General features: G+C 68.9%; 27 protein-coding genes. 16 read left to right on the top strand and 11 right to left on the bottom strand.

Annotated elements, in window-relative coordinates; all coding sequences use genetic code 11:
• The first annotated feature begins 48 nt into the window (after nt 1-48).
• The 4 genes from mnmG to METUNV1_RS15920 all read left to right on the top strand — a co-directional run bounded on the left by mnmG (nt 49) and on the right by METUNV1_RS15920 (nt 4327).
• The gene (mnmG, locus tag METUNV1_RS15905; protein ID WP_008063548.1) at nt 49-1938 is read left to right on the top strand and encodes a tRNA uridine-5-carboxymethylaminomethyl(34) synthesis enzyme MnmG; all 1890 of its coding nucleotides are present in this window, start codon (nt 49-51) and stop codon (nt 1936-1938) included.
• Nucleotides 1939-2014: 76 nt separating this feature from the next.
• Nucleotides 2015-2656 (top strand): 16S rRNA (guanine(527)-N(7))-methyltransferase RsmG, encoded by a 642-nt coding sequence (gene rsmG, locus METUNV1_RS15910; RefSeq protein ID WP_008063549.1) that lies wholly within the window; start codon nt 2015-2017, stop codon nt 2654-2656.
• 7 nt (nt 2657-2663) lie between these two features.
• Complete coding sequence (locus tag METUNV1_RS15915) at nt 2664-3434, top strand: ParA family protein (RefSeq protein ID WP_008063550.1); 771 nt, start codon at nt 2664-2666, stop codon at nt 3432-3434.
• A gap of 35 nt (nt 3435-3469) precedes the next feature.
• The gene (locus METUNV1_RS15920) at nt 3470-4327 is read left to right on the top strand and encodes a ParB/RepB/Spo0J family partition protein (protein ID WP_008063551.1); all 858 of its coding nucleotides are present in this window, start codon (nt 3470-3472) and stop codon (nt 4325-4327) included.
• A 201-nt stretch (nt 4328-4528) separates the two neighbouring features.
• Here METUNV1_RS15920 and METUNV1_RS15925 read toward each other — a convergent pair whose 3' ends face one another.
• On the bottom strand, nt 4529-5293 hold the full coding sequence (locus METUNV1_RS15925) for an adenosylcobinamide-GDP ribazoletransferase (RefSeq protein WP_008063553.1): 765 nt from the start codon (nt 5291-5293) through the stop codon (nt 4529-4531).
• 13 nt (nt 5294-5306) lie between these two features.
• Complete coding sequence (gene cobT, locus METUNV1_RS15930; protein ID WP_008063555.1) at nt 5307-6356, bottom strand: nicotinate-nucleotide--dimethylbenzimidazole phosphoribosyltransferase; 1050 nt, start codon at nt 6354-6356, stop codon at nt 5307-5309.
• Nucleotides 6357-6456: 100 nt separating this feature from the next.
• Between cobT and METUNV1_RS15935 the strand changes: the two genes are divergently transcribed.
• The 11 genes from METUNV1_RS15935 to METUNV1_RS15985 all read left to right on the top strand — a co-directional run bounded on the left by METUNV1_RS15935 (nt 6457) and on the right by METUNV1_RS15985 (nt 16698).
• A complete protein-coding gene (locus tag METUNV1_RS15935; RefSeq protein ID WP_008063556.1) occupies nt 6457-7332 on the top strand; it encodes a DMT family transporter in 876 nt (291 codons plus the stop codon).
• 223 nt (nt 7333-7555) lie between these two features.
• A complete protein-coding gene (locus tag METUNV1_RS15940) occupies nt 7556-7885 on the top strand; it encodes a c-type cytochrome (protein WP_008063557.1) in 330 nt (109 codons plus the stop codon).
• Nucleotides 7886-8031: 146 nt separating this feature from the next.
• Complete coding sequence (locus tag METUNV1_RS15945) at nt 8032-8961, top strand: acyl-CoA desaturase (RefSeq protein ID WP_043360189.1); 930 nt, start codon at nt 8032-8034, stop codon at nt 8959-8961.
• A 330-nt stretch (nt 8962-9291) separates the two neighbouring features.
• Entirely contained in the window at nt 9292-10485 is a 1194-nt protein-coding gene (locus tag METUNV1_RS15950; RefSeq protein ID WP_008063563.1) for a nidogen-like domain-containing protein, read from the top strand.
• A gap of 145 nt (nt 10486-10630) precedes the next feature.
• Nucleotides 10631-11827: a branched-chain amino acid ABC transporter substrate-binding protein gene (locus METUNV1_RS15955; RefSeq protein WP_008063565.1), complete on the top strand. Its 1197-nt coding sequence runs from the start codon at nt 10631-10633 to the stop codon at nt 11825-11827.
• Nucleotides 11828-11939: 112 nt separating this feature from the next.
• Nucleotides 11940-12863, top strand: a complete 924-nt coding sequence (locus METUNV1_RS15960; RefSeq protein ID WP_008063567.1) for a branched-chain amino acid ABC transporter permease — start codon at nt 11940-11942, stop codon at nt 12861-12863.
• Complete coding sequence (locus tag METUNV1_RS15965; RefSeq protein WP_008063568.1) at nt 12860-13960, top strand: ABC transporter permease subunit; 1101 nt, start codon at nt 12860-12862, stop codon at nt 13958-13960. The genes METUNV1_RS15960 and METUNV1_RS15965 overlap by 4 nt, the downstream gene beginning before the upstream one ends.
• Entirely contained in the window at nt 13957-14733 is a 777-nt protein-coding gene (locus METUNV1_RS15970; RefSeq protein WP_008063569.1) for an ABC transporter ATP-binding protein, read from the top strand. Before METUNV1_RS15965 ends, METUNV1_RS15970 begins: the two co-directional genes overlap by 4 nt.
• Nucleotides 14726-15427 carry an ABC transporter ATP-binding protein gene (locus METUNV1_RS15975; RefSeq protein WP_008063570.1) on the top strand — a complete coding sequence of 234 codons (702 nt, stop codon included), beginning with the start codon at nt 14726-14728 and terminating at the stop codon, nt 15425-15427. Before METUNV1_RS15970 ends, METUNV1_RS15975 begins: the two co-directional genes overlap by 8 nt.
• Nucleotides 15428-15431: 4 nt before the next feature.
• Nucleotides 15432-15650 carry a hypothetical protein gene (locus METUNV1_RS15980; protein ID WP_008063572.1) on the top strand — a complete coding sequence of 73 codons (219 nt, stop codon included), beginning with the start codon at nt 15432-15434 and terminating at the stop codon, nt 15648-15650.
• Between the two features lie 220 nt (nt 15651-15870).
• Nucleotides 15871-16698 (top strand): DNA ligase, encoded by an 828-nt coding sequence (locus METUNV1_RS15985; protein ID WP_008063574.1) that lies wholly within the window; start codon nt 15871-15873, stop codon nt 16696-16698.
• A 52-nt stretch (nt 16699-16750) separates the two neighbouring features.
• Here the strand turns inward: METUNV1_RS15985 and METUNV1_RS15990 are convergent, their stop codons facing one another.
• The 3 genes from METUNV1_RS15990 to METUNV1_RS16000 form a co-directional block, all read right to left on the bottom strand.
• Entirely contained in the window at nt 16751-17257 is a 507-nt protein-coding gene (locus tag METUNV1_RS15990) for a macro domain-containing protein (protein ID WP_008063576.1), read from the bottom strand.
• A 125-nt stretch (nt 17258-17382) separates the two neighbouring features.
• Complete coding sequence (locus METUNV1_RS15995; protein WP_051165330.1) at nt 17383-18228, bottom strand: lysophospholipid acyltransferase family protein; 846 nt, start codon at nt 18226-18228, stop codon at nt 17383-17385.
• 27 nt (nt 18229-18255) lie between these two features.
• Nucleotides 18256-19014, bottom strand: coding sequence for a GNAT family N-acetyltransferase (locus tag METUNV1_RS16000; RefSeq protein WP_008063579.1), 759 nt, complete (start codon nt 19012-19014; stop codon nt 18256-18258).
• 162 nt (nt 19015-19176) lie between these two features.
• Between METUNV1_RS16000 and METUNV1_RS16005 the strand changes: the two genes are divergently transcribed.
• Nucleotides 19177-19974 (top strand): peptidylprolyl isomerase, encoded by a 798-nt coding sequence (locus tag METUNV1_RS16005; RefSeq protein ID WP_008063580.1) that lies wholly within the window; start codon nt 19177-19179, stop codon nt 19972-19974.
• Between the two features lie 41 nt (nt 19975-20015).
• On the opposite strand, the gene METUNV1_RS16010 is transcribed toward METUNV1_RS16005, so the two are convergent.
• From METUNV1_RS16010 to rapZ, 6 genes are all read right to left on the bottom strand, one after another.
• Nucleotides 20016-21785 (bottom strand): SpoIIE family protein phosphatase, encoded by a 1770-nt coding sequence (locus METUNV1_RS16010; protein WP_043360192.1) that lies wholly within the window; start codon nt 21783-21785, stop codon nt 20016-20018.
• Nucleotides 21786-21815: 30 nt separating this feature from the next.
• The gene (locus METUNV1_RS16015) at nt 21816-22157 is read right to left on the bottom strand and encodes an STAS domain-containing protein (protein WP_008063582.1); all 342 of its coding nucleotides are present in this window, start codon (nt 22155-22157) and stop codon (nt 21816-21818) included.
• A gap of 94 nt (nt 22158-22251) precedes the next feature.
• Entirely contained in the window at nt 22252-22887 is a 636-nt protein-coding gene (locus METUNV1_RS16020) for a flavin prenyltransferase UbiX (protein WP_008063583.1), read from the bottom strand.
• Nucleotides 22884-23396, bottom strand: coding sequence for a Gx transporter family protein (locus tag METUNV1_RS16025; RefSeq protein ID WP_008063585.1), 513 nt, complete (start codon nt 23394-23396; stop codon nt 22884-22886). Before METUNV1_RS16025 ends, METUNV1_RS16020 begins: the two co-directional genes overlap by 4 nt.
• A complete protein-coding gene (locus tag METUNV1_RS16030; RefSeq protein ID WP_008063587.1) occupies nt 23396-23782 on the bottom strand; it encodes a NusG domain II-containing protein in 387 nt (128 codons plus the stop codon). The genes METUNV1_RS16025 and METUNV1_RS16030 overlap by 1 nt, the downstream gene beginning before the upstream one ends.
• Nucleotides 23779-24627 (bottom strand): RNase adapter RapZ, encoded by an 849-nt coding sequence (gene rapZ, locus METUNV1_RS16035; RefSeq protein ID WP_008063590.1) that lies wholly within the window; start codon nt 24625-24627, stop codon nt 23779-23781. The genes METUNV1_RS16030 and rapZ overlap by 4 nt, the downstream gene beginning before the upstream one ends.
• Between the last annotated feature and the right edge of the window lie 63 nt (nt 24628-24690).

Here is a 24690-nt window from a genome sequence, read left to right on the forward strand (position 1 = left end):
CGCCGTATCATTCGCCCCCTTCCCCCTCTTTTTTGCATTGCAGCGAACATGGATTTTCCGACCCGTTACGACGTGATCGTCATCGGTGGCGGCCACGCCGGCACCGAAGCCGCGCTCGCCGCCGCGCGGGTCGGCGCCCGCACGCTGCTGCTCACCCACAACATCGAAACGCTGGGCCAGATGTCCTGCAATCCGTCGATCGGCGGCATTGGCAAAGGCCATCTGGTGAAGGAAGTCGACGCGCTGGGTGGCGCGATGGCCCTGGCCACCGACGAGGGTGGCATACAGTTCCGCACGCTGAACGCCAGCAAGGGGCCGGCGGTGCGTGCCACCCGGGCTCAGGCCGACCGTATCCTGTACAAGGCGGCGATCCGTCGCAGGCTCGAAAACCAGCCGAATCTGGATCTGTTCCAGCAGGCAGCCGCCGACCTCATCATGGACGGCGATCGCGCGGCCGGCGTGGTGACCGAAGTGGGCATCCGCTTCCACGCGAAGGCGGTGGTGCTGACTGCCGGCACTTTCCTGAACGGCAAGGTACATGTCGGGCTGCAGAATCACTCGGCCGGACGGGCAGGCGATCCGCCGGCCATCCGTCTGGCCGAAAAGCTGAAGGAACTGGCGCTGCCGCAGGGCCGGCTCAAGACCGGCACGCCGCCGCGCATCGACGGCCGCACCATCGACTATTCGGTCATGCAGCCGCAGCCGGGCGACGATCCGGTGCCGGTGTTCAGCTTCATCGGCTCGCGCGACATGCATCCGCGCCAGCTGCCGTGCTGGATGACCCACACCACGCTGCGCACGCACGACATCATCCGCGGTGGCCTCGACCGTTCGCCGATGTACACCGGCGTGATCGAAGGTGTGGGTCCGCGCTACTGCCCGAGCATCGAGGACAAGATCCACCGCTTCGCCGACCGCGACAGCCACAACATCTTCCTCGAACCGGAAGGGCTGACCACGCACGAGGTGTACCCGAACGGGATTTCCACTTCGCTGCCCTTCGACGTGCAGGTCGATCTGGTGCGCAGCATTCCCGGTCTCGAAAACGCGCACATCCTGCGTCCGGGCTATGCGATCGAGTACGACTACTACGATCCGCGCGGCCTGAAGGCGTCGCTGGAAACCAAGGCCATTCACGGGCTGTTCTTCGCCGGCCAGATCAATGGCACCACCGGTTACGAAGAGGCCGCCGCCCAGGGTCTGCTGGCCGGCCTCAATGCCGCGCGCCAGACGCAGGACCTCGACGCCTGGTGCCCGCGCCGCGACCAGGCCTATCTGGGCGTGCTGGTCGACGACCTGATCACCCGCGGTGTGTCCGAGCCCTACCGAATGTTCACGTCGCGCGCCGAATACCGACTCAGCCTGCGCGAGGACAATGCCGACCTGCGCCTGACGGATGTCGCCCGCGAAATGGGCCTGATCGACGACCTGCGCTGGGATGCCTACAACCGCAAGCGCGACGCCATCGCCGCCGAGGAGCAGCGGCTGCGTTCCACGTGGATCCGTCCGGACACGCTGCCGGCCGAAGACGCGGTGCGCGTGCTGGGCAAGGCCATCGAGCGCGAATATTCGCTGTTCGATCTGCTGCGCCGGCCGGACGTGAGCTACGACGCGCTGATGACGCTGCCCGGCGCGCCCGAGCCGATCGGCCACGCGCAGGCGATCGAGCAGCTGGACATCCTGGCCAAGTACCAGGGCTATATCGACCGCCAGCAGGACGAGGTCGACAGGCTGCGCGCGACCGAAGACACCCGGCTGCCGGACGACCTCGATTACGGCGCGGTCGGCGGCCTGTCGCGCGAAGTGCAGCAGAAGCTCAGTACGCACCGGCCGGAAACCCTGGGCCAGGCCTCCCGCATCCAGGGCATCACGCCGGCCGCGATTTCGCTGCTGCTGGTGCATCTGAAGAAACGTGCCGCGGTCCGCAACGCCGCCTGATTTTCGCCGAGTACCCCCTTCCGGGCCGGACCCTGACACCGTCCGGCTCATTGATCCGAAGTACTGCCCATCCGTCATGACCCTGCAAAACGAACTCGACGCCGGCCTCGCCGCACTGGACCTGCCGCTTACCGCGACAGCCCGTACCCGTCTGCTGCGCTACATCGCACTGATGGCCAAGTGGAATGCGGTCTACAACCTGACCGCGATACGCGAAGAATCCCGCATGCTCACCCATCATCTGCTGGATGCGCTGTCGGTCGCCCGCTTCATCCCCGAAGGTGCGACGCTGGTGGACATCGGTTCCGGCGGTGGCGTGCCCGGCATTCCGCTGGCGATCGCGCGGCCGGATCTGAGCGTGCTGTCGATCGAGCCGAATTCCAAGAAGGCCTCCTTCCAGCAGCAGGCGCGCATCGATCTGGGCATCGAGAACTTCGAGGTGCAGACCGCGCGCGCCGAGGCGGTGAACCTGCCCGAAGGCCGCGATTTCATCATTTCCCGCGCCTTCGGCGATCTGGCCGACTTCATCAAGGTGGCCGGCCACCTGCTGAAGCCGGAAGGCCGCATGCTGGCGATGAAGGGCGTCTATCCGGACGAGGAAGTGCGGGCGATACCCAAGGGCTGGTCGCTGCTGCGTTCGGAAGAACTGCAGGTGCCCGGCGTCGAAGGCGCCCGCCACCTGCTGTGGCTCGCACGCGAACTGCAGTCGGACGGCTGAGCCGGCCATGCCGCACATTTTCGCAGTCGCCAACCAGAAGGGCGGGGTGGGCAAGACCACCACCAGCGTGAACCTCGCCGCCGCGCTCGGTCAGGCCGGCCAGCGCACGCTGCTGGTCGACCTCGACCCGCAGGGCAACGCCACCATGGGCGCCGGCATCGACAAGCGCACGCTCAAGTCCAGCGTGTATCAGGTGCTGGTGGGCCTGTCGTCGCTGGCCGATGCGCGCGTCACCAGCCCGCACGCCGGGCTGGACGTGCTGCCGGCCAACCGTGACCTGGCCGGCGCCGAAGTCGAACTGGTCGGGCTGGAGAGCCGCGAGAACCGGCTCAAGAAGGCGATTGCGGAACACGCGGCCGACTACGATTTCGTGCTGATCGACTGCCCGCCCAGCCTGAGCCTGCTCACGCTGAACGGCCTGTGCGCGGCCCATGGCGTCATCATCCCGATGCAGTGCGAGTACTACGCGCTGGAAGGCCTGTCCGATCTGGTCAACACGATCAAGAAGGTGCACGCCAACCTGAACCGCGACCTGAAGATCATCGGTCTGCTGCGCGTCATGTTCGACCCGCGCAGCACGCTGTCGCAGCAGGTGTCCGGTCAGCTCGAATCGCACTTTGGCGACAAGGTGTTCCGTACCCTGGTGCCGCGCAACGTGCGCCTGGCCGAAGCGCCGAGCTACGGCATCCCCGGCGTGCTGTTCGACAAGAATGCCAAGGGTGCCCAGGCCTACAGCGCCTTCGCGCAGGAAATGATCGAGCGGGTGAAGAGTTTCTGACCCTGTCCGCAGACAACAACAACACGGAACGATCCATGACCCCTCCCAAACTCAAGGGCCTCGGCCGCGGTCTCGACGCGCTGCTGGCCGGCAATTCGGGCGAGGCGGCCCAGAGCGGCGAACTGCGCACGCTGGATGTCGGCCTGCTGCAGCCGGGCAAGTACCAGCCGCGTACCCGCATGGATCCCGGCTCGCTGGAAGAGCTGGCCGAGTCGATCAAGGCGCAGGGGCTGATGCAGCCCATCATCGTGCGCGGCGTCGGTGGCGACCGCTACGAAATCATCGCTGGCGAACGTCGCTGGCGTGCGGCGCAGATCGCCGGCCTGAGCGAAGTGCAGGTGCTGGCGCGCGACATTCCGGACGATGCCGCGCTGGCGATGAGCCTGATCGAGAACATCCAGCGCGAAAACCTGAATCCGCTGGAAGAGGCGGCCGGCGTGCAGCGCCTGATCGACGAATTCGGCATGACCCACGAACAGGCGGCCAATGCCATCGGCCGTTCGCGTTCCGCCACCACCAATCTGCTGCGCCTGCTGCAGCTGGCCGAACCGGTGCAGGAACAGCTGGTGGCCGGCGATCTGGACATGGGCCACGCACGCGCGCTGCTGAGCCTGCCCAAGGGCGACCAGATCGCGCTCGCCAACCGCGTGGTGGCCCAGGGCCTGACCGTGCGCGACACCGAGAAGATGGTGGCGCGCGGCGGTCTGGCGGAGCAGGGCAGTCGCGCCCGGGTTGAACCGTCGCGCGATCTGGCGCGGCTGGAAGAGGAACTGTCCGACCTGGTCGGCGCCCCGGTGTCCATCGCGGCCAATCCGCGCGGCGCCGGCAAGCTCACTGTGAAGTTCACCGACCTCGACCAGCTGGATGGCCTGATCGCCCGCCTGCGCGGCTGACGCAAGCGCTCGCGACACCGGCCTCGGGCTTCTGTCCCGGCCGCCATCGCGAGCAAGCTCGCTCCCAAAGGAAACCCAGCTCCGGCGACGGATCGGGCGTGCTTTTCGTGGGAGCGACCCCTGGTCGCGATGCGGTGATCGCAGGCCGCCGGCTTCGATTCAAGCTGCGATCGGGAGCTTGTTCGCTTTCACTGGATCCGGTCAGACCTGCACGCTCAGCGCCACATACACCGCCAGTTCGGTCAGCTGCTGCACCGCGCCCAGACAGTCGCCGGTATAGCCGCCGATGCGGCGCCGGAAGTGGCGGGCCGCGCTGATGGTGACGAGCACCGCCAGTCCGGCCACCCAGGCGATCTGTACCGGTGCCAGCAGCGCCAGCGGCGCCAGACCGCACAGCGCGGCCCACAGCATGCCGCCGCCCGACAGTTTCACCGCCAGCGGCTTGGCACGCGACACGCCGTCCGGGTCGTCGTCGCGCGCGTAGGCCATGGTGTAGATGAGCGCGGTGGCGCACAGCCGGGACAGCGGGTGAGCGACCAGCAGCGCGACTGCCGCGGACATCAGGGACAGGGACGACAGCGCGGCCAGCTTGGCCGCCAGCATGAGCACGATGCCGATCGCCCCGTAGGCACCGATGCGCGAGTCCTTCATGATGGTCAGGATCTGTTCGCGCGACCAGCCGCCGCCGAAACCGTCGCACACATCGCCCCAGCCGTCCTCGTGGAAGGCGCCGGTCAGCCGTATCGTGGCCGCGGTGGACAGCACCGCGGCGAGTGCAGCCGGCAGCGCCTGACCGGCCATCCACAGCACGGCGGCGCCGGCGGCGCCGACGATCCAGCCCACCGCCGGAAACCAGCGCGCGCTGGCATTCATCAGCTCGTTCGACCAGCTCACCCAGGCCGGCACCGGCAGCCGCGTGAAGAAGCGCAGCGCGTTGAAGAACAGTTCGAGTTCGCGGCGGATCATCGCTGCCGGCCGCTCACGCCTTCGATACTCCGGCCGAATCGAAGCTGGCCATGTCGCGCAGGATGGCCGCCGCGGCGCGCACCAGCGGCCAGGCCAGCGCGGCGCCGGTGCCTTCGCCCAGACGCAGGTCCAGATCCAGCAGCGGCTGGGCGCCCATGTGTTCCAGCTGTATCGCGTGGCCGCGCTCCTGCGAACGGTGCGAGAACACGCAGTAGTCGCGCAGCGCCGGTGCGTGGGTCTGGGCGACCAGCGCAGCAGCCGAACTGATGAAACCGTCGATCAGCAGCAGCATGCGCGACTGCGCGGCGCCCAGCATGGCGCCGGCCATGGTCGCGATCTCGAAGCCGCCGAAGGCGGCCAGCACCGCGAACGCGTCGCGCGGGCCGGCGTAATCCGCCGCCAGCCCCGCCAGTACGCGCTTCTTGTCGGCCAGTGCGGCGTCGCCGAGGCCGGTGCCGCGGCCGACGCAGTCGTCCATCGGTGCGCCGGTCAGCAGGTGGGTGATCAGCGAGGCGGATGCGGTATTGCCGATGCCCATTTCGCCGAAGCCGAGCACGCGGGCGCCGCCGGCCGCAATGTCGCGCGCGATGCGGGCACCGTTCTCGAGCGCCTGCGCGCACTGCGCCGGCGTCATCGCCGGGCCGTCGAACCAGCTGGCGGTGCCGGGCGCGACCCTGGCGTCGATCAGGCCGGGGCGCGCGCCGAAGTCGTGCGCCACGCCGCAGTCGGCGATGTGCAGCGTCATGCCGCCCTCGCGCGCCAGCACATTGATGGCGGCGCCGCCGGCGAGGAAGTTCACGACCATCTGCCAGGTCACGTCCGCCGGGTAGGCGGACAGACCGCGGCCGCGTGCGTCGCGCAGCGTGCCGTGGTCACCGGCGCACACCAGCAGGTGCGGTGTGCCGGGTTCGGGCGCGGTCGAGCCCAGCACCTGACCGATCTGCAGCGCAAGCGCCTCCAGCCGGCCGAGTGCGCCCAGCGGCTTGGTCTTGTTGTCGATGCAGGCCTGCAGTGCGGCGGACAGGTCAGGGGCGGGCGGGGTGAGGTCGAAGCGGGGCGTCATGGAGAATCCGGGCGTAACGGGTGCAGCCCGGCAGTTTAGCCGGCTGGCGGCTGCGCCGTCGCCCGGCGACAATGGCGGCCCGCCTTCATCCGCCCCCGCCGTGCGCACCCGTGTCGAATTCCTGCTGCTGGCGCTGATCTGGGGCGCGTCCTTCGCGCTGTACCGCGTCGCCATTCCCGAACTGGGCCTGCCGCTGACCGTCGGTCTGCGACTGGTGCTGGCGTCGGCGGCGCTGCTCGCGGTGTTCGGCTGGCCGCTGCGGTCGGTCGCCCCGTCGGAGCGCGGTCGCGTGCTGTGCTGGCTGCTGCTGGCCGGCGCCGGCAGTACCGCGCTGCCGTTCGCGCTGTTCGCGGAAACCGTCATGCGCTCCAGCGCCGGTTTCGCCGCGGTGCTGAATGCCACCTCGCCGCTGTTTTCCGCACTGCTGGGGGTGTGGGTGTGGCGCGAGGCGGTGTCGCGTTCGAAGCAGCTGGGTCTGCTGCTCGGCTTTGCCGGCGTGGCGGTGCTGGCCACGCTGCGCGAAGTGGGCGCGCTGCGCGTCGGCATGGATGCGGTGGCGCTGGGCCTGACCGGCGCCGCCTCCTACGGCCTGTGCGTGCAGTGGGTGAAGCGCCGCCTGCACGATGTCGAGGCCTCGGCGGTGGCGACCGGTTTCTCGCTGGTCGGCGCGCTGGCGCTGCTGCCCTGGGCGCTCACTTCGCTGCCGGATCATCTCCCCTCCGGCCGCGCGCTGCTGGCGGTGGCGGTGCTCGGCCTGGTGTCCACCGCGCTGGCCAATGCGCTGTATTTCCGTCTGGTCGGCCGCATGGGCGCGACGTCGGCGCTGAGCGTTACCTTCCTGATTCCGCCCTTCGCGATGCTGTGGGGCCATCTGCTGTTCGACGAAATGCCCACGCTGGCGATGCTGGCCAGCACCGCGGTCATTCTGGCCGGCACCGCCCTCAGTCTGGGCTGGCGTCGCGGCAGCGGGCGCTGAGGCCGGACCGCGTTTGCCGGCGTGAGGCAGAACCTGGCCACGCGTGCCCGGTCAACGCCTGCGGCGCGGGAATCGTTGTATGAGCGCCCGGGCGCCGCTGGCGCTCTTGGAGACCGGCCCGCTGCTGGCATAGACTTGCGGGCCGCGTCGCCGAGCCTGCGCCGGATCCCGCCCGGCCCCGCGCCAGAAGAATCCTGGTTCAACCACACCGTCGAGGAACACCATGAAAACGCTGATTTCCGCTGTCGTCTGCGCCGCCGCGCTCGTGAGCGCACCGGCTTTTGCCAGCAAGGACCTGGCCACCGCCAAGGGCTGCCTGGCCTGTCATTCGCAGGGCGCCGACACCAAGATCGGCCCGGGCTACGCCGCGGTCGCCAAGAAGTACGCCGGCCAGAAGGATGCCGAAGCCAAGGTTGCCGCCTTCATCAAGGCCGGTACCCCGGCCGGTGGCAAGACCATCTGGGGTGGCCCGATGCCGATGCCGGCCCAGTCCGCGCTGTCGGATGCCGATGCCAAGACCCTGGCCGCCTGGGTGATCGCCGGCGCCAAGTAATCGGCGCTGCCCGATCTGCGAAATGCCGGCCTGCGGGCCGGCTTTTTCGTTCACCGCGGGATTGCGGGTGTGGCCGCCCGCTATTCGCCGTCTTGCCGGTCACGGTGCGCTGCTACAGTGCGGCGCATTCCGCACTGGAGCCGGCCATGGACGCAGCACCCGCACGCACCCGCTACGGCATGCAGGTCACCGAATCGATACGGCAGACCCGCATCCGCTATGCGCTGCTGTTTGCCGCCGCGGTGGCGACGCCGCTGCTCTATCCGCCGACCACCGCGCTGCTGCTGCTGGCGCTGGTGAGTTACGCGATCCGGATGTTCGGCGTCGAGGGCATCTACCATCGCTATTTCTCGCACCGCGCCTTCCGCTGTTCGCGCCGGGTGCAGTTCGTTCTTGCGGTGATCGCGTCGCAGTGCGGCCAGCACGGGCCGCTGTGGTGGGCGTCGGTGCATCGTCACCATCACCAGAACGTCGAGGCGCCGGAGGATCCGATCTCGCCGCGCCAGCACGGTCTGTTCCACTCGCATGTCGGTTGGGTGTGGTGCGAGCGTTACAAGGACACCGACCTCGACCGCGTGCCGGATTTCGCCCGCTACCCGGAAATCCTCTGGGTTAACAGGCATTACACGCTGCTCATGCTGTCCGGCGCCTTCTTCATCTGGCTGCTGGCGCGCGCCGGCGTGTTCGGGCCGGAGGTGAGCGGCGGCGCCGCGCTGATGTGGGGCTTCTTCCTGCCGACCGCGCTCGGCGTGCAGACCGTGTCCATGGTGAATTCGCTGGGTCATTTCCGCCGCCTGCCCGGCGGCTACCGCCGCTTCGATACCGAAGACGATTCGGTGAACCGTCCGCTGCTCGCGCTGTTCACGATGGGTGGCGGCTGGCACAACAACCATCACCGCTACGGAGCCAGCGCCCGGGCCGGCTTCGCCTGGTACGAACTGGATCTCACCTTCCTCATCCTGAAACTGCTGGCGCTGCTCGGCATCATCCACGACCTGCGCGACCGCCTGCCGGACGACGTGCGGGAAGAGGGCGGTCTGGCGCCCGCGCCGGCGGGCGACAAGGTGGGCGGCTGAACGTCGGAAAATTTTCCACACCCGCTGCGGTGGTCTGACCACCGGTCAGTGACGGCGTGCGGCGTCCCGGTCCGGAGGCGGTGCCGGCTGTGCGCGCCCCCCGTGCTGCCGGTCACGCTGCGCATGCGATGGAACAGCCCGACCGGCGCACGCCCCCGCCCGCCTGTGCTAGCCGGGTTCAGCCGACGCTGTCGGATCGCCTTACAGCGCCCAAACGGCTTGCCCTCGGGATGTTCCGCATCCTGCTGTTCACAATGAGTAATACCAAAGTCATACGTTTTGGCACATGACTTGCTGACGCTCGGGTCAATCATTACCGGAGCGTTACAGATGAAATTCCGCATCCTTCTGCTGCCTGCCCTGATCGCCGCCCTGTCAGGCGGCGCCCAGGCGGCGTCCCTGCTCGATTTCGGTGCCGGTACCAGCGGCTATGGCACGCAGTTCCTGGCCGCGAACGACGACGAATCGACCAACCAGCTGAATCTGCCCTTCAGCATCAATTTCTTCGGCCAGACCTACAGCAGTTTCTTCGTCAACAACAACGGCAACATCACCTTCGAAAGCGCGCTGAGCTCGTTTACGCCGGCCGCCTTCCCGATCGCCTCGCAGCCGATGATCGCGCCCTACTGGGGCGACGTGGATACCCGTGGCGTAGGCAATGTGTGGATCCATTCGCCGAACGCCGACACGCTGGCCGTGACCTGGCAGAACGTCGGTTACTACAGTTCGGCGACCGACAAGACCAACAGCTTCCAGCTGCTGCTGCGCAACCGGGCCGATACCGGCGCCGGCAACTTCGACGTCGATTTCCGCTACGAGCGCCTCGAGTGGACCACCGGCAGCGCCAGCGGCGGTTCGAACGGTCTGGGCGGCACGCCTGCCCAGGCCGGCTATGACGCCGGCGACGGCGTGAACTACCTGACCCTGCCCGGCTCGCGTACCGCCGACGTGCTGAATCTGCAGAACAGCACCAATGTGGCCGGCGGCGAAGCCGGCCTGTGGTCCTTCGCCATCCGCAACGGCCAGCTGCCCGGCAGCTCGCCCACCAACCCGCTGATGCCGGTGGCCAGCGACGAAGGCTGGAACTTCAACTTCAACGTCGTGCCAGGCCGGACCGTGTTCATCGATCCGGACATCGCCGTCGGCTATGACTACATCGTGAACAGCGGTCCGTCGATCGCGTCGGTGCTGCTGCCGACCTTCGGTGACGGTCTGTACGACCTGTGGCTGTGGAATGGCAGTGAGTGGGTGGCGACCGGCGACGTGCTGACCGGCGGCGTGACCTACAACTTCGTCGAGGCGGTCACCCGCTTCCGCATCCTGGGCATCGAGCAGAGTGCCGCCCTGGATCCGCTCAACCCGACCGCCTTCGTCACCGGCCTCACCTTCGACGGCAGCGGCCAGGTGTCGATGTCGCAGAACCCGATCACCGTGTCGGTGCCGGTGCCCGAGCCGGAAACCTACGCGATGTTCCTGGCCGGTCTGGGCCTGCTGGCCATGGCCCGCCGTCGCCGCGCCGCCTGAGTTTCCGGCACCAGTGGACAGCGATGCCGGTCTGCGTTCGCGCAGGCCGGCATCGTCGTTTCTGCCGCGCCCAAATTGACGCTCCGGGCGGTCACCCGCAGAATCCGGGGCTGACAACCTTTTCAGCCCTCCGCGGAGATTCCAGATGAACCCGATCACCCCGTCGCGCCCGCTGACCGCGCTGGTCGCGCTGTCCGCCTGCCTGCTTGCAGCCTGCGGCCAGAAGGACGACACGGCCGCACCCGCTGCCGCCGACGCGGCGGCCACCGTCACCATCCGGCTGGGCCACGTGGCGCCGCTGACCGGGCCGCAGGCGCATCTGGGTAAGGACAACGAGAACGGCGCACGGCTGGCGATCGACGACCTGAATGCCGAAAAGCTGCTGATCGGCGGCAAGGTGGCCAAGTTCGAACTGCTGGGCGAAGACGATCAGGCCGACCCGCGCCAGGGCACGACGGTGGCGCAGAAGCTGGCCGATGCCCACGTCAATGCGGTGATCGGTCACCTGAATTCCGGCACCACCATCCCGGCATCGCGCATCTACCACGACGCCGGCATCGTGCAGGTGTCGCCGTCGGCCACCAATCCGACCTACACCCGCCAGGGCTACAAGACCGCCTTCCGCGTGTTCGCCGATGACGTGCAGCAGGGCAGCGTGCTCGGCGCCTTCGCGGTGACCAAGCTGGGCGCGAAGAAGATCGCCATCATCGACGACCGCACCGCCTACGGTCAGGGTCTGGCCGACGAGTTCGACAAGGCGGCCAAGGCGGCCGGCGCCACCATCGTCACCCGCGAATACACGACCGACAAGGAAACCGACTTCGCCGCCATCCTGACCAAGGTGAAGTCCACGCGGCCGGATCTGGTGTTCTACGGCGGCATGGACACCCAGGCCGGCCCGATGGCGCGCCAGCTCAGGACGCTCAACATCGGTGCGCCCATGCTGTTCGGCGACGGGGCCTGCACGGTCGAGTTCCACAAGCTGGCCGGCGACGGGGCCGACGGCCACTACTGTTCGCTGCCCGGCGTGCCGCTGGAGCAGATGGCCGGCGGCAGCGCTTTCCGCGACCGCTACAAGGCGAAGTTCAACACCGACATCCAGCTCTACGCGCCGTATGCCTACGACGCGGTGCGGGTGGTGGCCGAGGCGATGAAACAGGCCGGGTCGGTCGATACCGCCAAGTTCCTGCCGGCGCTGGCAGCGCTGAATTACCCGGGCCTGACCGCGCAGATCCAGTTCGACGAGAAGGGCGACATCAAGGACGGCGCGATCACGCTTTACCAGGCCAAGGGCGGCACCTGGAGCGCGCTCGAAACCATGGGCGGCAAGGCGCCGAACTGATCTCCCGCGCGGCGACGCCGCGCTCCGCAGGCCGCGCCGGGAGCTGCCGGTGCGGCTTCCTTCCCCGGGTGCCGCGCGGCGGCACTGTACGGCACAGGACACCCGACGCTTCGTGGACATCCTCATCCAGCAGATCATCAACGGGCTGGTGCTCGGCAGCATCTACGCGCTGGTCGCCCTCGGTTACACGATGGTCTACGGCATCCTCGGCCTGATCAATTTCGCGCACGGCGAAGTGGTCATGATAGGCGCGCTGAGCGCGCTGACCGCCATCGGCCTGCTGGTGCCGAGCGGCCTGCCCGGTCCGGTCGTCGTGCTGGCCGGCCTGCTGATCGCGATCCCGGTGTGCATGGCGGTGGGCTTCACGATAGAGCGCATCGCCTACCGGCCGCTGCGCAACGCGCCGCGACTGGCGCCGCTGATCACCGCCATCGGCGTATCCATCGTGCTGCAGCAGCTGGCCATGATGGGCTGGGGCCGCAACTACCACACCTTCCCGGCGCTGCTGCCGGTGACCGCACACAAGATCGGCGGGGCCGCCATCACCGACCTGCAGATCATCATCGTGCTCACCGCGGCGCTGCTGATGGCGGCGCTGGTGTGGCTGGTCACCCGTACCCGGCTCGGCCGCGCGATGCGCGCCAGTGCCGAGAACCCGGCGGTGGCGCGGCTGATGGGCGTGGACGTGGACCGCGTCATTTCCTTCACCTTCGTACTCGGCTCCGGCCTGGCGGCGGTGGCCGGCGTCATGGTGGCCGCCAACTACTCGATCGCGCACTACGCGATGGGCTTCATGCTGGGGCTCAAGGCCTTCACCGCGGCGGTGCTGGGCGGCATCGGCAACCTCGGCGGCGCCATGCTGGGCGGACTGCTGCTGGGCATCATCGAAAGTCTGGCCGCCGGCTACATCGGCGACCTGACCGGCGGCTTCCTCGGCAGCCATTACAAGGACGTGTTCGCCTTCTTCGTGCTCATCCTGGTGCTGGTGTTCCGGCCGTCCGGACTGATGGGCGAAAAGGTGGCGGAGCGGGCATGAGCGCCGACCCGAAACTGAAAGCCCGGCTGGGCATCGCGCTGATCGGCGTGGCGCTGGCGGTGCTGCCCTTCGTCGTCGGTGCCACCTTCGGCAATTCCTGGGTGCGCATCGTCGATTTCGCGCTGCTCTACATCATGCTGGCGCTCGGGCTCAACATCGTGGTCGGCTTCGCCGGCCTGCTCGACCTCGGCTACATCGCCTTCTACGCGGTCGGCGCCTATCTGTACGCGCTGCTGTCCAGCCCGCATCTGGCGACTGCCTTCCCGGCGCTGTTCGCGGTAGCACCCGGCTGGCCGGTGTGGGCGGTGCTGCCGCTGGGCGCACTGGTGGCCGGCCTGTTCGGCGTCATGCTTGGCGCGCCGACGCTCAAGCTGCGCGGCGACTACCTGGCCATCGTGACGCTGGGCTTCGGCGAAATCATCCGCATCTTCCTGAACAACCTGAACGCGCCGGCCAACATCACCAACGGGCCGCAGGGCATCAACAACATCGCCGCCGCCCAGATCGGCGGCCACGCGCTGAACCGGCCACTGGAACTGTTCGGCGTCATGGTGCCGGGCGTACACCTGCAGTACTACTTCTTCCTCGCACTCACGCTGCTCGTGGTGTTCGTGTGCGTGCGGCTGCAGGACTCGCGGCTGGGCCGCGCCTGGGTCGCCATCCGCGAGGACGAGGTGGCCGCCCGTGCCTGCGGCATCAACACCCGCAACGTGAAGCTGCTCGCCTTCGGCCTCGGCGCCACCTTCGGCGGCGTGGCCGGCGGCCTGTTCGCCGGCTTCCAGGGCTTCGTCAGCCCGGAATCCTTCGGCCTGCTCGAATCGGTCATGGTGCTGTGCATGGTGGTGCTCGGCGGCATGGGCCACATCCCGGGCGTCATCCTCGGTGCGGTGCTGCTGGCGCTGCTGCCGGAGGCGCTGCGCTGGGGCGCGGTGCCGGTGCAGCAGTCGCTGTTCGGCAAGGTGCTGATCGATCCGGAATCGCTGCGCCTGCTGCTGTTCGGCATCGCGCTGGTGGTGGTGATGCGCTGGCGCCCGGCCGGCCTGTGGCCGTCTGCGCTGCGCAAGCGCGAACTGGCGGCGCACGGAGAGGCGGCATGAGCGCCCCGCTGCTGGAAGCCCGCGGCATCAGCAAGCGTTTCGGCGGCGTGCAGGCGCTGCGCGAGGTGTCGCTGTCCATCCGCGCCGGTGAGGTGTATGGCCTGATCGGCCCGAATGGCGCCGGCAAGACCAGCTTCTTCAATGTGCTCACCGGCCTGTACAGCGCCGACCAGGGCGAGGTGCGCTTCGACGGCCAGCCGCTGCCGCTGGGCGTGCCGCACCGCATCGCCGGTCTGGGCATCGCCCGCACCTTCCAGAACATCCGGCTGTTCGGCGCCATGAGCGCGCTGGAGAACGTGATGGTGGGGCGCCACATCCGCCTGCACACCGGCGTGCTGGGCGCCATTCTGCGCACGCCGGCCGCGCGCCGCGAAGAGGCCGATACCGAGGCGCGCGCGCATGCGCTGCTGCGCTATGTCGGCATCGACCGGCTGGCCAACCAGCAGGCCACCCATCTGAGCTACGGCGACCAGCGCCGGCTGGAGATCGCCCGTGCGCTGGCCACCGAACCGCGGCTGCTGGCGCTGGACGAGCCCGCCGCCGGCATGAACGCGACCGAGACGGCCGGCCTGCGTGCGCTGATCGAGAAACTGCGCGGCGACGGCATGACCGTGCTGCTGATCGAACACGACGTGAAACTGGTGATGGGGCTGTGCGACCGCGTCGCGGTGCTCGACTACGGCGAGAAGATCGCCGAGGACGTGCCGGACGTCGTCCGCCGCGACCCGCGCGTGATCGCCGCCTATCTGGGTAGGGAGGCGGCCGATGCTTGAGGTGCGCGGACTGGAAGTGCACTACGGCGGCATCTGCGCGGTGCGCGGCGTCGATCTGGACGTCGCCGCCGGCGAGAAGGTGGCGCTGATCGGTGCCAACGGCGCCGGCAAGACCAGCACGCTGAAAGCCATCGCCCGCATGCTGCCGGCGCGCGGCAGCGTGAAGCTGGAGGGCGAGGCGATCGAGCACGCGCCGCCGCACACGCTGGTGCGCAAGGGTTTCGCGCTGGTGCCGGAAGGCCGCGGCGTGTTTGCCCGGCTGTCGGTGCTGGAAAACCTCGAAATGGGCGCCTACGTCCGTGACGACAAGGCGGCGATCGAGGCCGACATCGAACGCGTATTCGGCCTGCTGCCGCGGCTGAAGGAGCGCGCCGGCCAGACCGCGGGCACGCTGTCCGGCGGCGAGCAGCAGATGGTGGCCATCGGCCGCGCGCTGATGAGCCGGCCGCGCCTGCTGCTGCTGGACGAGCCGTCGATGGGCCTGTCGCCCATCATGGTCGACACCGTGTTCGACGTGATCCGCCAGGTGGTGCAGGACGGGGTGACGCTGCTGCTGGTGGAACAGAACGCGCGGCTCGCGCTGTCACTGTGCGACCGCGGCTGCGTGATGGACGGCGGCGAGATCACGCTGACCGCGCCGGCCACCGAACTGCTGGACAACCCGGCGGTGCGTGCCGCCTATCTCGGAGAATGAAGCCGTGATCCGCGCCCTTGCCGCCTTTGCCACACTCAGCGTGCTGACCGGCCTGCTCCCCGGCTGCAGCAGCCAGCAGATGTACGACAGCGCCACCGGCTGGCGGCAGCAGGAATGCGACCGCATCACCGACGCGGCCGAGCGCAGCCGCTGCCTGGAAACCGCGAATCTCGAGTACGAGCGCTACCGGCGCGAACGCGACCGGGCCGGCGACACGCGCTGAGGCCCGGCGAGGCCTGCGCACGGCAGGCAGGCGCGGACGACCGCGGATGAACCGTACGCGGCAACGCGCTCCGGCCAACTCCCTGACGCCGAAGACGTCACCGCTCCCTGTGCCGGAAAGACCACCGGTGGGCACGCAGTCTTCCCGGGGCTGCATGTTTTCGTCATTGCATATGTCATTTTCCGGATAATCCGCGGAGCTCATTCGTGGAGTACCGGTCATGCGCATCCTGCTGTGCTGCATCTGCCTGCTGCTGTCCGCGCTCGCAGGCGCCGATCCGCTGCCGCCGATGCTGGCGCTGCGTGCGCCCGCCGATGTCGATCCGACGGCCTACTGGGTGAGCGAAAAACTGGATGGGGTACGCGCGCGCTGGGACGGCGAGGCACTGCGGCTGCGCAATGGCGAGCGCATCGCGGCGCCGGCGTGGTTCACCCGGCCGCTGCCTGCACTGCCGCTCGACGGCGAACTGTGGATGGCCCGCGGGCGCTTCGACGCGCTGTCGGGCCTCGTACGCCGGCAGCTGCCGGACGAGGCGGACTGGCGGCAGGTGCGCTACATGCTGTTCGAACTGCCGGGCGCCGACGGCGATTTCAGTGCGCGGCTCGAGCGCCTGAAAGCGATCGAGCGGGACGCCGGTGCCGACTGGATACGGGTCGTGCCGCAGCGTCGTGTGGCTGACCGAGATCAGCTGGACGCGCTGTTCCGCGAAGTGGTCGGGCAGGGCGGCGAGGGCCTGATGCTGCACCGGGCCGACGCGCACTGGGCGCCTGGCCGCAGCGAGGCCCTGCTCAAGATGACGCCGTTCGAGGACGCCGAGGCGACCGTGGTGGGCCACCTGCCCGGACGGGGCCGCCTGCGCGGCAAGCTCGGCGCGCTGGCCGTGATCGATACCGAAGGCCGGCGTTTCCGCGTCGGCAGCGGCTTCACCGATGCCCAGCGCGCGTCGCCGCCGGCCGTGGGGGCGCTGATCACCTACCGCTTCCGCGAACGCACGCCGCGCGGCCTGCCGCGCTTTCCGGTGTTCGTGCGCGAGCGTCTGCTGCCGTGAAAATGGCGACGGGCGCCGCAGCGCCCGTCCTCATCACGCCGGCAACCCGGCTTCAGTGCAGCTTTTCATCCGCCTGCTGGTCCTTGCGGTAGGTTTCATACACCACCACCGGAATGCCCAGCGGCTTCAGGTGCTGTTCGATCAGCGGCTTCACGTCGGCCCAGTCCAGACCGCCGACGCCGGTGGCCAGCCGCGGCAGCGCCACGCTGGTCGCGCCGGTGGCCTGCAGATGCCGGGCCAGTGCCTTCAGCGCGTGATGCACGTTTTCCACTGTGGCCTTGCCCGGCTTCGCGGCCGGTCCGTCGCCCACCATGTTCTGGGTGAGCAGGTTCACGATGTTGCGCGTGCTGCCGTCGTTGTCGACGCCTGCCCATGACCACACCTCGCCGGCGTTCAGATGCTTGCCGTGCATGGCGTGCCGGTAGTCGCGTGCCATGGATGGCCAGCGCTCGCGCAGCGCCAGCGCGAGTCCGTGATCGAAATGTTCCTGCACGGCGATGCCGTGCGCGATGACGTGAGCCTTGCTCAGCAGGATGTCGCCGGTGACTTCGCGGATCATTCGGTTCTCCTTGTGTCTGCGGAGCCGCGGCACCGTGCCGCGGTCTTCGATTCCAAGGTACGCCGGCGAGGTCGGGCGCCATTGACCGGGGTCAAACCCCGCTCAGTACGCGCCCCCGGACATCTTCAGTCCGTCCGCGCGCTCACCTGCGCGTGGGTCAGCTGTGCCAGATCCTGGCGCGTCATGCCGTGCGAGGGCAGCGCCGGCAGCAGTTCGACCCGGGCCACGGTGCGCGGTGCGCGCGCCAGCATGCACACCGACTGCCAGAAGGTCGTGTCGTCGATGTAGGCGGCGGCGTCCGCGTGTTCGCCGCGGTGGTCCACATAGCGCAGCCGCACCGGCTTGACCGCGCGGCCGGCGTCGATCGCCGCCTGGAACAGCGCGGCGCGGAAGGGCAGCACGCCGCGCCCGTCGCTGGTCGTGCCTTCCGGAAACACCATGACGCTGCGCCCGCAGCTGAGCGAACCGACCAGGCGGTCGCGCACTTCGGCGGCCGAACTGCGGCTGCTGCGACGGATGAACACGGTCTGGTTGCGCGCCACCAGCCAGCCGATCACCGGCCAGCTGCGCACGTCGTCCTTGCACACAAAGGACAGCGGCGAAATCGCGTTGATGACGAACACGTCCACCCAGGAAATGTGGTTGCTCACCAGCAGCTGGCCCGGCCGCGGCAACGGGCCGCGCGCCTGCAGCTCGACCCCGAGCACCGCCAGCAGCTGGCGCGACCAGCGCGCGCGCATCTTGCGCTGTGTGCGCTCGCTCACCAGCGGGTAGAACAGGCCGACCCGGGTGCACCCGTCCGCCAGATGCAGCGCCAGCCGGCCGATGCGCCACGCCATGCGCAGGCGGGCGCGCATACCGTGACTGTGATGGGTGGCCGCGGCGGCGCGCGGCGACTGAACCGGATGTGAAACGGAATGGGGCGGTGGCAAGGGCAGGTCGAGTTCGTCAAACAGGCGGATGACCGACATCTTACTGTCCTCCCCGGTTCCGCTGCGTCAGGCGGCACGCGGCATGAAGTGGCGGGCGTAGCGCGCGTCCATGCGGGTCATGTCCAGCAGCACCGGCAGGTCGGCGGTGTTGAAATCCGGATCCCATGCCGGTTCGCCGCACACTTCCGCACCGGCGCGGACATAGCCCTTCACCAGCGGTGGCAGCACCGCGCTGGCCGCCGGCGTGAGCCGCTCCAGCGGCAGGCGCAGCTTCGGGAACACGCGGTATTCCGGCGCGGCCATGTGGGCGCCCAGGCTGGCAAATACCGCGGCCGCGTTGTGGCCGCCATCGGCCAGGCCGATGCTGGCGCAGCCGATCAGGTACTGATGGCCGTTGTCCTGCATGTAGCGGGCAAGGCCGGACCACAGCAGGCCGATCACCGCGGCATTGCTGCGGTAGTCGGCGTCGATGCAGGAGCGGCCGACCTCCACCATGCGCGGGCGCAGGTGATCGAGCCGGCCAAGGTCGAATTCGGTCTCCGAGTAGTAGCCCCCGATGCGGCGTGCCGCGTCCGGCGGCAGGATGCGGTAGCAGCCGACGATGCGGCCGTTGTCGTCGTCGCGCACGATGAGATGGTCGCAGTGCGCGTCGAAGCGGTCGATGTCGGCGCCGTGCACCGGGCTGTCGAGGCGGGCGCCCAGTTCGTCGGCAAACACGCGCCAGCGCAGCTGCTGCGCGGCCAGCACTTCGGACTCGCACTTCGCCAGCGTCACGCTGAGGTTGCGCTGCGCACGCCGCTCGCGCGCCTGTTCGATCTGCAGCATCCGGTCTCTCCAGGAAGGATTCCGGCGCACGATAGGCAGCGCGTGTTCAGTTGATATGACGTCGCGGCGACAGCGTCGTTACAGCGCCCCTCGCCACGCCGCCCCAAACAGCGGTATAAGCATTCCGCTCGATCGAGCCCCCACAACCACGAGGATGTTCTGATGAACCACCGTACCGGCGCGCTTGCCGCTGCCCTGATGATGACTGTGGCCACTTCGGCGCTGGCCGACACCAAGGCGCCGGCCGCCGCGCCGCTGGCCAAGGTGAATGGCGTGGCGGTGCCGAAGGCGCTGGCCGATCTGCTGGTGAGCGAGCAGGTGGCCCAGGGCGCCAAGGACGACGACGAACTGCGCGCCCGCGTGCGTGACCATCTGGTGCGCCGCGAAGTGCTGCTGCAGACCGCGCGCAAGGCGGGCACCGACAAGCTGCCGGCGGTACAGCAGCGCATCGCCTACGCCACCAGCGAAATGCTGGCCAACGCCTACCTCGAGCGCTGGGTCGAACAGAACCCGGTGACCGAGGCCGAAGCCCGCGCCGAGTACGACAAGGTGGTCGGCCAGAACGCGCCGAACGAGTACCTGTCGCGCCACATCCTGGTCGAGAGCGAAGAACAGGCGCGCGACATCATCGCCAAGCTGAAGGCCGGCACCGCCTTTGCCGAACTGGCCGTGCAGTCGAACGACCCGGGCAGCAAGGAACGCGGCGGCGAGCTGGGCTGGTCGCGTCCGGGCAGCTTCGTGCCGGAATTCGACGCCGCGCTGCAGAAGCTGGAGAAGGGCAAGTTCACCGAAGAGCCGGTCAAGACCGCCTACGGTTTCCACGTGATCCAGCTGGACGACATCCGCCGCGCCGAACCGCCGAAGTTCGAAGAGGTGAAGGACCGCATCATTGAATCGATGCAGCAGGCCAAGGTGCAGCAGCACATCGAGTCGCTGGTGAGCAAGGCCAAGGTGCAGTAAGCAGCACTCATGCGTCCGGCGACGTCGTCGCCGGACGCGGCTCAGGCCGGGCCGAGGAAGCGCAGCGCCAGCAGCGTCACGTCGTCCGACTGCGGCTGGTTGCCGCAGAACAGTCGCATCGCATCGCGCAGCACCTCGATCGCCGAGGCGGCCCCGCCGCCCAGCCCGGACAGCGTGGCCAGCATGCGGGTTTCGCCGAACAGCGCGCCCTGCGCGTTCAGTGCTTCGGTCACACCGTCGGTGTACAGCAGCAGCAGATCGCCCCGATCCAGACGCGCCTCGGCCAGGCTGTAGTCCACGGTCGGATCGATGCCGGCGATCGGGTTCTGCGGCACCTTGAGCAGCGTGGGCGTCTGCCCGCGCCGCACCAGCACCGGCCGCGGGTGGCCGGCACTGGCATAGCGCAGCAGCCCGTCGCGCGTGTCCAGCAGGCCGATGAACAGGCTGGCGAACAGCATGCGTTCGTTGTTCAGCGCGAGCTTGCGGTTGATGCGTTCCATCACCCGCTCCATATGCCCCTTCTGACCCTGCTTGCGCGCAGCCTCTGCGCGCAGCGTGGTGAGCGTGCGCATCATCAGCAGCGCCGCCGGCATGCCCTTGCCGCACACGTCGCCGATGGCGACGAACAGCCGGTGTTCGTCGATGAAGAAGGCGTCGAAGAAGTCGCCGCCGATCTCGCGCGCCTGCTGGATGCTCGCTTCGCACTCGATTTCCGGATGTTCGGCGAACATCGGCGAGCGCATCGGCAGCATGCCGGACTGGATTTCGCGCGCGGTGCGCAGTTCGGACTGCAGCCGCTCCAGCACCATGGAGCTGCGTACCTGCTCGACCACCTGATGGTTGGCCTGGCGCATGCGCGCCGCCATCAGCCGCATCAGGTTGCGCGCCACCTGCGGCAGGGGCAGCAGTTCGGAAAAGAAGCTGTGGGCGTCGATCAGCAGCAGCCGGGTGCCGGCTTCGGCCACCACCCAGGCGGACGCCGGTTCGCCGTCGATGATGGACAGTTCGCCCGCGCATTCGCCCGGGCCGATCACGGTGTAGCCGGTGGTGCCGGTTTCGGCCGGGTCTTCCAGATGTACCCGCAGGCGGCCGTTCAGCACCAGCGCGACATGCTCGTTCTGCATGCCCGGCGCCAGCACCAGGTATTCATCCGGATAGTCGCGCTGTGCGCAGTGCGCCACCAGACCTTCGATCAGCGCGTACGGCACGTCGCGGAACAGTTCCAGCCGGGAAATGAAGCCCAGCGCCCGGCGTTCCGCGCCACTGCGCGCATCCGTGCTCACCGTGCTGCCATCGGCGCGGGTCAGCGGAAACACCGCCGGGGCGCGCCGGCGCCGGTCGATGCCGCGGCGTACCGGGGCGCGCGCGCCGATCGGGCTGCTGCGTCCGGGCCGGGCCCAGGCCAGCGTGAGCTGGTTGCGGCCGCTCGCCCGTTCGTAACTCACCTGTTCGGCGAACTGGCGCACCAGATGCACGCCCAGGCCGCCCACGCTGGCTTCTTCCAGTGTGGCCGGCGTGACCGGTTCGGGCAGGCCCAGCGGGTCGAATTCGCGGCCGTCGTCGGCCACCACCAGCTTGACCGACTGCGGCTCCAGGATGAGATCCAGCGCGATCGTGTGAGGCGCCTCGTCGTCGAAGGCGTAGCTGACGATGTTTGCGATCAGCTCGGATACGCAGAGGTCGAGCCGGAAAACCAGTTCGCTGCCCAGCTCGAAGGTGTCGCCCAGCGTGCGCAGCCAGGCACTGGCGGCCGAAATCGCGCCGCTGTCATTGATCAGCCGCAGGCTGCGCCGGGCGTGCGCGCTATGCATGAGCGCCTCCATGCGACAGCGCGCGCGTGTTCAGTCCTGCAGGGCGCGCCGCGCCGCCTCGAGGTCGTCGCACAGCGTGAGCAGCTGGTCCACGCCGGCGGTTTTCAGCACCCGCTGCACCATGGGCTGGGCACCGAACATGACCAGCTTGCCGCCGCGCGCCGCCTGACCGCGCGCTGCCGACAGCAGCGTACGGATGCCGATCGACGCGAGAAAGCTCACCGCCGACAGGTCGACCGCGATCCGCGCCGGATGCGTGCTGGTGGCATAGGTGAAGGGCTGGTCCAGCGCTTCCGCGCCCTCGATGTCGAGCCGGCCGTCCAGCCGGATCAGAGTGATGCCGCCGTCCAGCGGCTGGCTGTCCATTTTCATGTCGTCGGTGCTCCCTGAGTGGCCGCGCGCCGTCGTAACGGTCGGCGGCAAGCTCTTCAGCTTGTTTCATTGGCATGTCAGGCGTGTGACGGCGTCAGTCTTCGAGCCGCTGTTCGCCCCAGCGCGGCAGCAGCGTGTGCGGCACCCGCAGCTGGTCGAGAACGCGCGCGACTACGAAATCCACCAGATCGGCGATGGACTGCGGCTGCTGGTAGAAGCCGGGCGAGGGCGGCAGGATGACCACGCCGTTGCGCGACAGGCTGAGCATGTTCTCGAGATGCAGCGTGGAGAAGGGCGTTTCGCGCGGCACCAGGATGAGGGTGCGGCGTTCCTTCATCACCACGTCGGCCGCGCGTTCGATCAGGCTGGACGCGAGGCCGTGCGCGATCGCCGCCAGCGTGCCCATCGAGCACGGGCACACCACCATGGCGTCCGGCGGGTTGGATCCCGACGCCGGCGGGCTGTTCCAGTCGTCGCGGCCGAACACCCGGATCTGTCCGGGGCGGGCGGAAAACCGCGCCGACAGGTCGCGCTCGGCCTGCTGCGGATGGACCGGCAGCAGCAGATCGGCTTCCTGGCGGGCAACGATCTGCGCCACCTGCGAGTAGACGATCCATACGTTGCAGCCGGCCGCCACCAGCGTTTCGATCAGGCGCAGGCCGTAGGGGATGCCGGAGGCGCCGGTCAGCGCGACCAGCACGGTGTGCGGGGTAGGGTGGGCGGTGCTCATGCCGCATTGTCCCGCAACAGCCGCGCCGCGACCACGCCATTGACGATGCCGAACACCAGCGCGGCGGCGAAGAACACCGGCGCCAGATTGAACAGCCCGTCGTGCGGCACCAGCCACAGCCGGGCCAGCAGCAGCTGGCCGGCGATGTGGGCGAAGGCGGCGGCCACCGACCGGCCGACCGGCCCCAGCCAGCGCGCAGGCAGCGGCTGCAGCGCGCCGAGCGCGAGCAGGCTGGCCAGCGCGCCGCTGGCCGACAGGAAGAAGCCGGGCGCCAGGAACTGCCCGGCGAGCAGGCTGCCCGCCAGCACCCGCAGCACGCTCACCCAGGCGGCGTCGCGCCAGCCGTGCCGCACCAGCACGATGAGGATGACGATGTTGGCCAGCCCCGGCTTCACGCCGGGCAGCGGGCTCGGAATGGCTGCCTCGACCAGCGAGGCGGCGATCGCCGCCGCCGCGTAGCGCGCCAGCCGGCGGTCGCGCGGATCGGGGCGCACCTCGAGGGCGTCCATCAGAACGCCACCGTATCGGTGCCGCCGTCCGGCCCGGCCAGCTGCAGCGTGATGTGGCTGGGTGCGCACACCGCGACGCTGCCGCTGCGGCTGAGCCAGCCCTGCTGCACGCAGTACTGCCGCGGACCGGGATCGGCCGCCACCCGCGCGCGTCCGGGCTGGACTTCGATCACGGTGTCGCCCAGTCCGCCCAGTGCGCCGGCGATCGCGACACGATGGCTGCCGTTCAGCGGCAGTTCGGCAACGATGCGGCCATCCAGCCTGACCTGGGCGACCGTGGGGGCGGCGCGTCCCCACTGCGCGGCGGCGGTTGCGGCGGTCAGTGCGATGCCGGCGGCGATGACCAGCAGGTCGCCCGGTCGCAGCAGCGCGCCGCCGGTGTTCACTTGCCGCTGGCGGCGAGCGACCGGTGACGCAGCAGCACGCGGGCGGCGCTGCGGAAATGTTCGGCCAGCCACTGCGCCATGTAGACCGAGCGGTGCTGGCCGCCGGTGCAGCCGATGGCCACGGTCAGATAGCTGCGGCTGTCCTTGATGTAGCAGGGCAGCCAGTCGCGCACGAAGCGGGCGATGTCGTCGCGCATGCGCAGCACTTCGGGGCTGCGTTCCAGATAGTCGATCACCGGCTGGTCGCAGCCGGTCTGCGGGCGCAGGCTGGTGTCGTAATACGGATTGGGCAGGCAGCGCACGTCGAACACCAGGTCCGCGTCCAGCGGAATGCCGTGCTTGAAGCCGAAGGACTCGAACATGAGCGTGAGGCCGGACGTTTCGTCGATCTGCACCAGTTCGCGCACCCACTTGCGCAGCACCGCGGAGGGAAGGTCGCTGGTGTCGATGCGGTGACCGAGCGCGACGATGGGCGCCAGCATTTCACGCTCGTGGCGGATCGCCTCGCCCAGCGAGGTTTCGTCGTCGCCCAGCGGGTGGCGGCGTCGGGTTTCCGAAAAGCGGGCAATCAGTGCGTCGTCGCGCGCGTCCAGGAACAGCGTCTGCAGCTGGGTGCCGTTGCGCAGCACGCCCATCATCGGCGGCAGGGCGCTCATGCTCTTGCCCGAACGCACGTCCACCGCGACCGCGACGCGGCTGGTGCCCGCTTCACGCAGATGACCGACCAGCTGCGGCAGCAGCGGTGCCGGCAGATTGTCCACGCAGAAGAAGCCGGCATCTTCCAGCACGTTGAGCGCCACGCTCTTGCCGGAACCGGACATGCCGCTGATCAGTACAAGGCGCATCGCGCCGCGTCGGGTTTCATTCACGCTCGGACCACCGAAAGGAAAAACAATTTGATGCCATTG

It is taken from the genome of Methyloversatilis universalis FAM5, assembly GCF_000214035.2.
Classification (GTDB): Bacteria; Pseudomonadota; Gammaproteobacteria; order Burkholderiales; family Rhodocyclaceae; genus Methyloversatilis; species Methyloversatilis universalis.

Bases quoted from the DNA above. Each gene is read 5' to 3' on its own strand.
- mnmG (WP_008063548.1), top strand. From the start codon at position 49: ATGGATTTTCCGACCCGTTACGACGTGATCGTCATCGGTGGCGGCCAC.
- rsmG (WP_008063549.1), top strand. From the start codon at position 2,015: ATGACCCTGCAAAACGAACTCGACGCCGGCCTCGCCGCACTGGACCTG.
- METUNV1_RS15915 (WP_008063550.1), top strand. From the start codon at position 2,664: ATGCCGCACATTTTCGCAGTCGCCAACCAGAAGGGCGGGGTGGGCAAG.
- METUNV1_RS15920 (WP_008063551.1), top strand. From the start codon at position 3,470: ATGACCCCTCCCAAACTCAAGGGCCTCGGCCGCGGTCTCGACGCGCTG.
- METUNV1_RS15925 (WP_008063553.1), bottom strand. From the start codon at position 5,293: ATGATCCGCCGCGAACTCGAACTGTTCTTCAACGCGCTGCGCTTCTTC.
- cobT (WP_008063555.1), bottom strand. From the start codon at position 6,356: ATGACGCCCCGCTTCGACCTCACCCCGCCCGCCCCTGACCTGTCCGCC.
- METUNV1_RS15940 (WP_008063557.1), top strand. From the start codon at position 7,556: ATGAAAACGCTGATTTCCGCTGTCGTCTGCGCCGCCGCGCTCGTGAGC.
- METUNV1_RS15945 (WP_043360189.1), top strand. From the start codon at position 8,032: ATGGACGCAGCACCCGCACGCACCCGCTACGGCATGCAGGTCACCGAA.
- METUNV1_RS15950 (WP_008063563.1), top strand. From the start codon at position 9,292: ATGAAATTCCGCATCCTTCTGCTGCCTGCCCTGATCGCCGCCCTGTCA.
- METUNV1_RS15955 (WP_008063565.1), top strand. From the start codon at position 10,631: ATGAACCCGATCACCCCGTCGCGCCCGCTGACCGCGCTGGTCGCGCTG.
- METUNV1_RS15965 (WP_008063568.1), top strand. From the start codon at position 12,860: ATGAGCGCCGACCCGAAACTGAAAGCCCGGCTGGGCATCGCGCTGATC.
- METUNV1_RS15970 (WP_008063569.1), top strand. From the start codon at position 13,957: ATGAGCGCCCCGCTGCTGGAAGCCCGCGGCATCAGCAAGCGTTTCGGC.
- METUNV1_RS15975 (WP_008063570.1), top strand. From the start codon at position 14,726: ATGCTTGAGGTGCGCGGACTGGAAGTGCACTACGGCGGCATCTGCGCG.
- METUNV1_RS15985 (WP_008063574.1), top strand. From the start codon at position 15,871: ATGCGCATCCTGCTGTGCTGCATCTGCCTGCTGCTGTCCGCGCTCGCA.
- METUNV1_RS15990 (WP_008063576.1), bottom strand. From the start codon at position 17,257: ATGATCCGCGAAGTCACCGGCGACATCCTGCTGAGCAAGGCTCACGTC.
- METUNV1_RS15995 (WP_051165330.1), bottom strand. From the start codon at position 18,228: ATGTCGGTCATCCGCCTGTTTGACGAACTCGACCTGCCCTTGCCACCG.
- METUNV1_RS16000 (WP_008063579.1), bottom strand. From the start codon at position 19,014: ATGCTGCAGATCGAACAGGCGCGCGAGCGGCGTGCGCAGCGCAACCTC.
- METUNV1_RS16005 (WP_008063580.1), top strand. From the start codon at position 19,177: ATGAACCACCGTACCGGCGCGCTTGCCGCTGCCCTGATGATGACTGTG.
- METUNV1_RS16010 (WP_043360192.1), bottom strand. From the start codon at position 21,785: ATGCATAGCGCGCACGCCCGGCGCAGCCTGCGGCTGATCAATGACAGC.
- METUNV1_RS16015 (WP_008063582.1), bottom strand. From the start codon at position 22,157: ATGAAAATGGACAGCCAGCCGCTGGACGGCGGCATCACTCTGATCCGG.
- METUNV1_RS16020 (WP_008063583.1), bottom strand. From the start codon at position 22,887: ATGAGCACCGCCCACCCTACCCCGCACACCGTGCTGGTCGCGCTGACC.
- METUNV1_RS16025 (WP_008063585.1), bottom strand. From the start codon at position 23,396: ATGGACGCCCTCGAGGTGCGCCCCGATCCGCGCGACCGCCGGCTGGCG.
- rapZ (WP_008063590.1), bottom strand. From the start codon at position 24,627: ATGCGCCTTGTACTGATCAGCGGCATGTCCGGTTCCGGCAAGAGCGTG.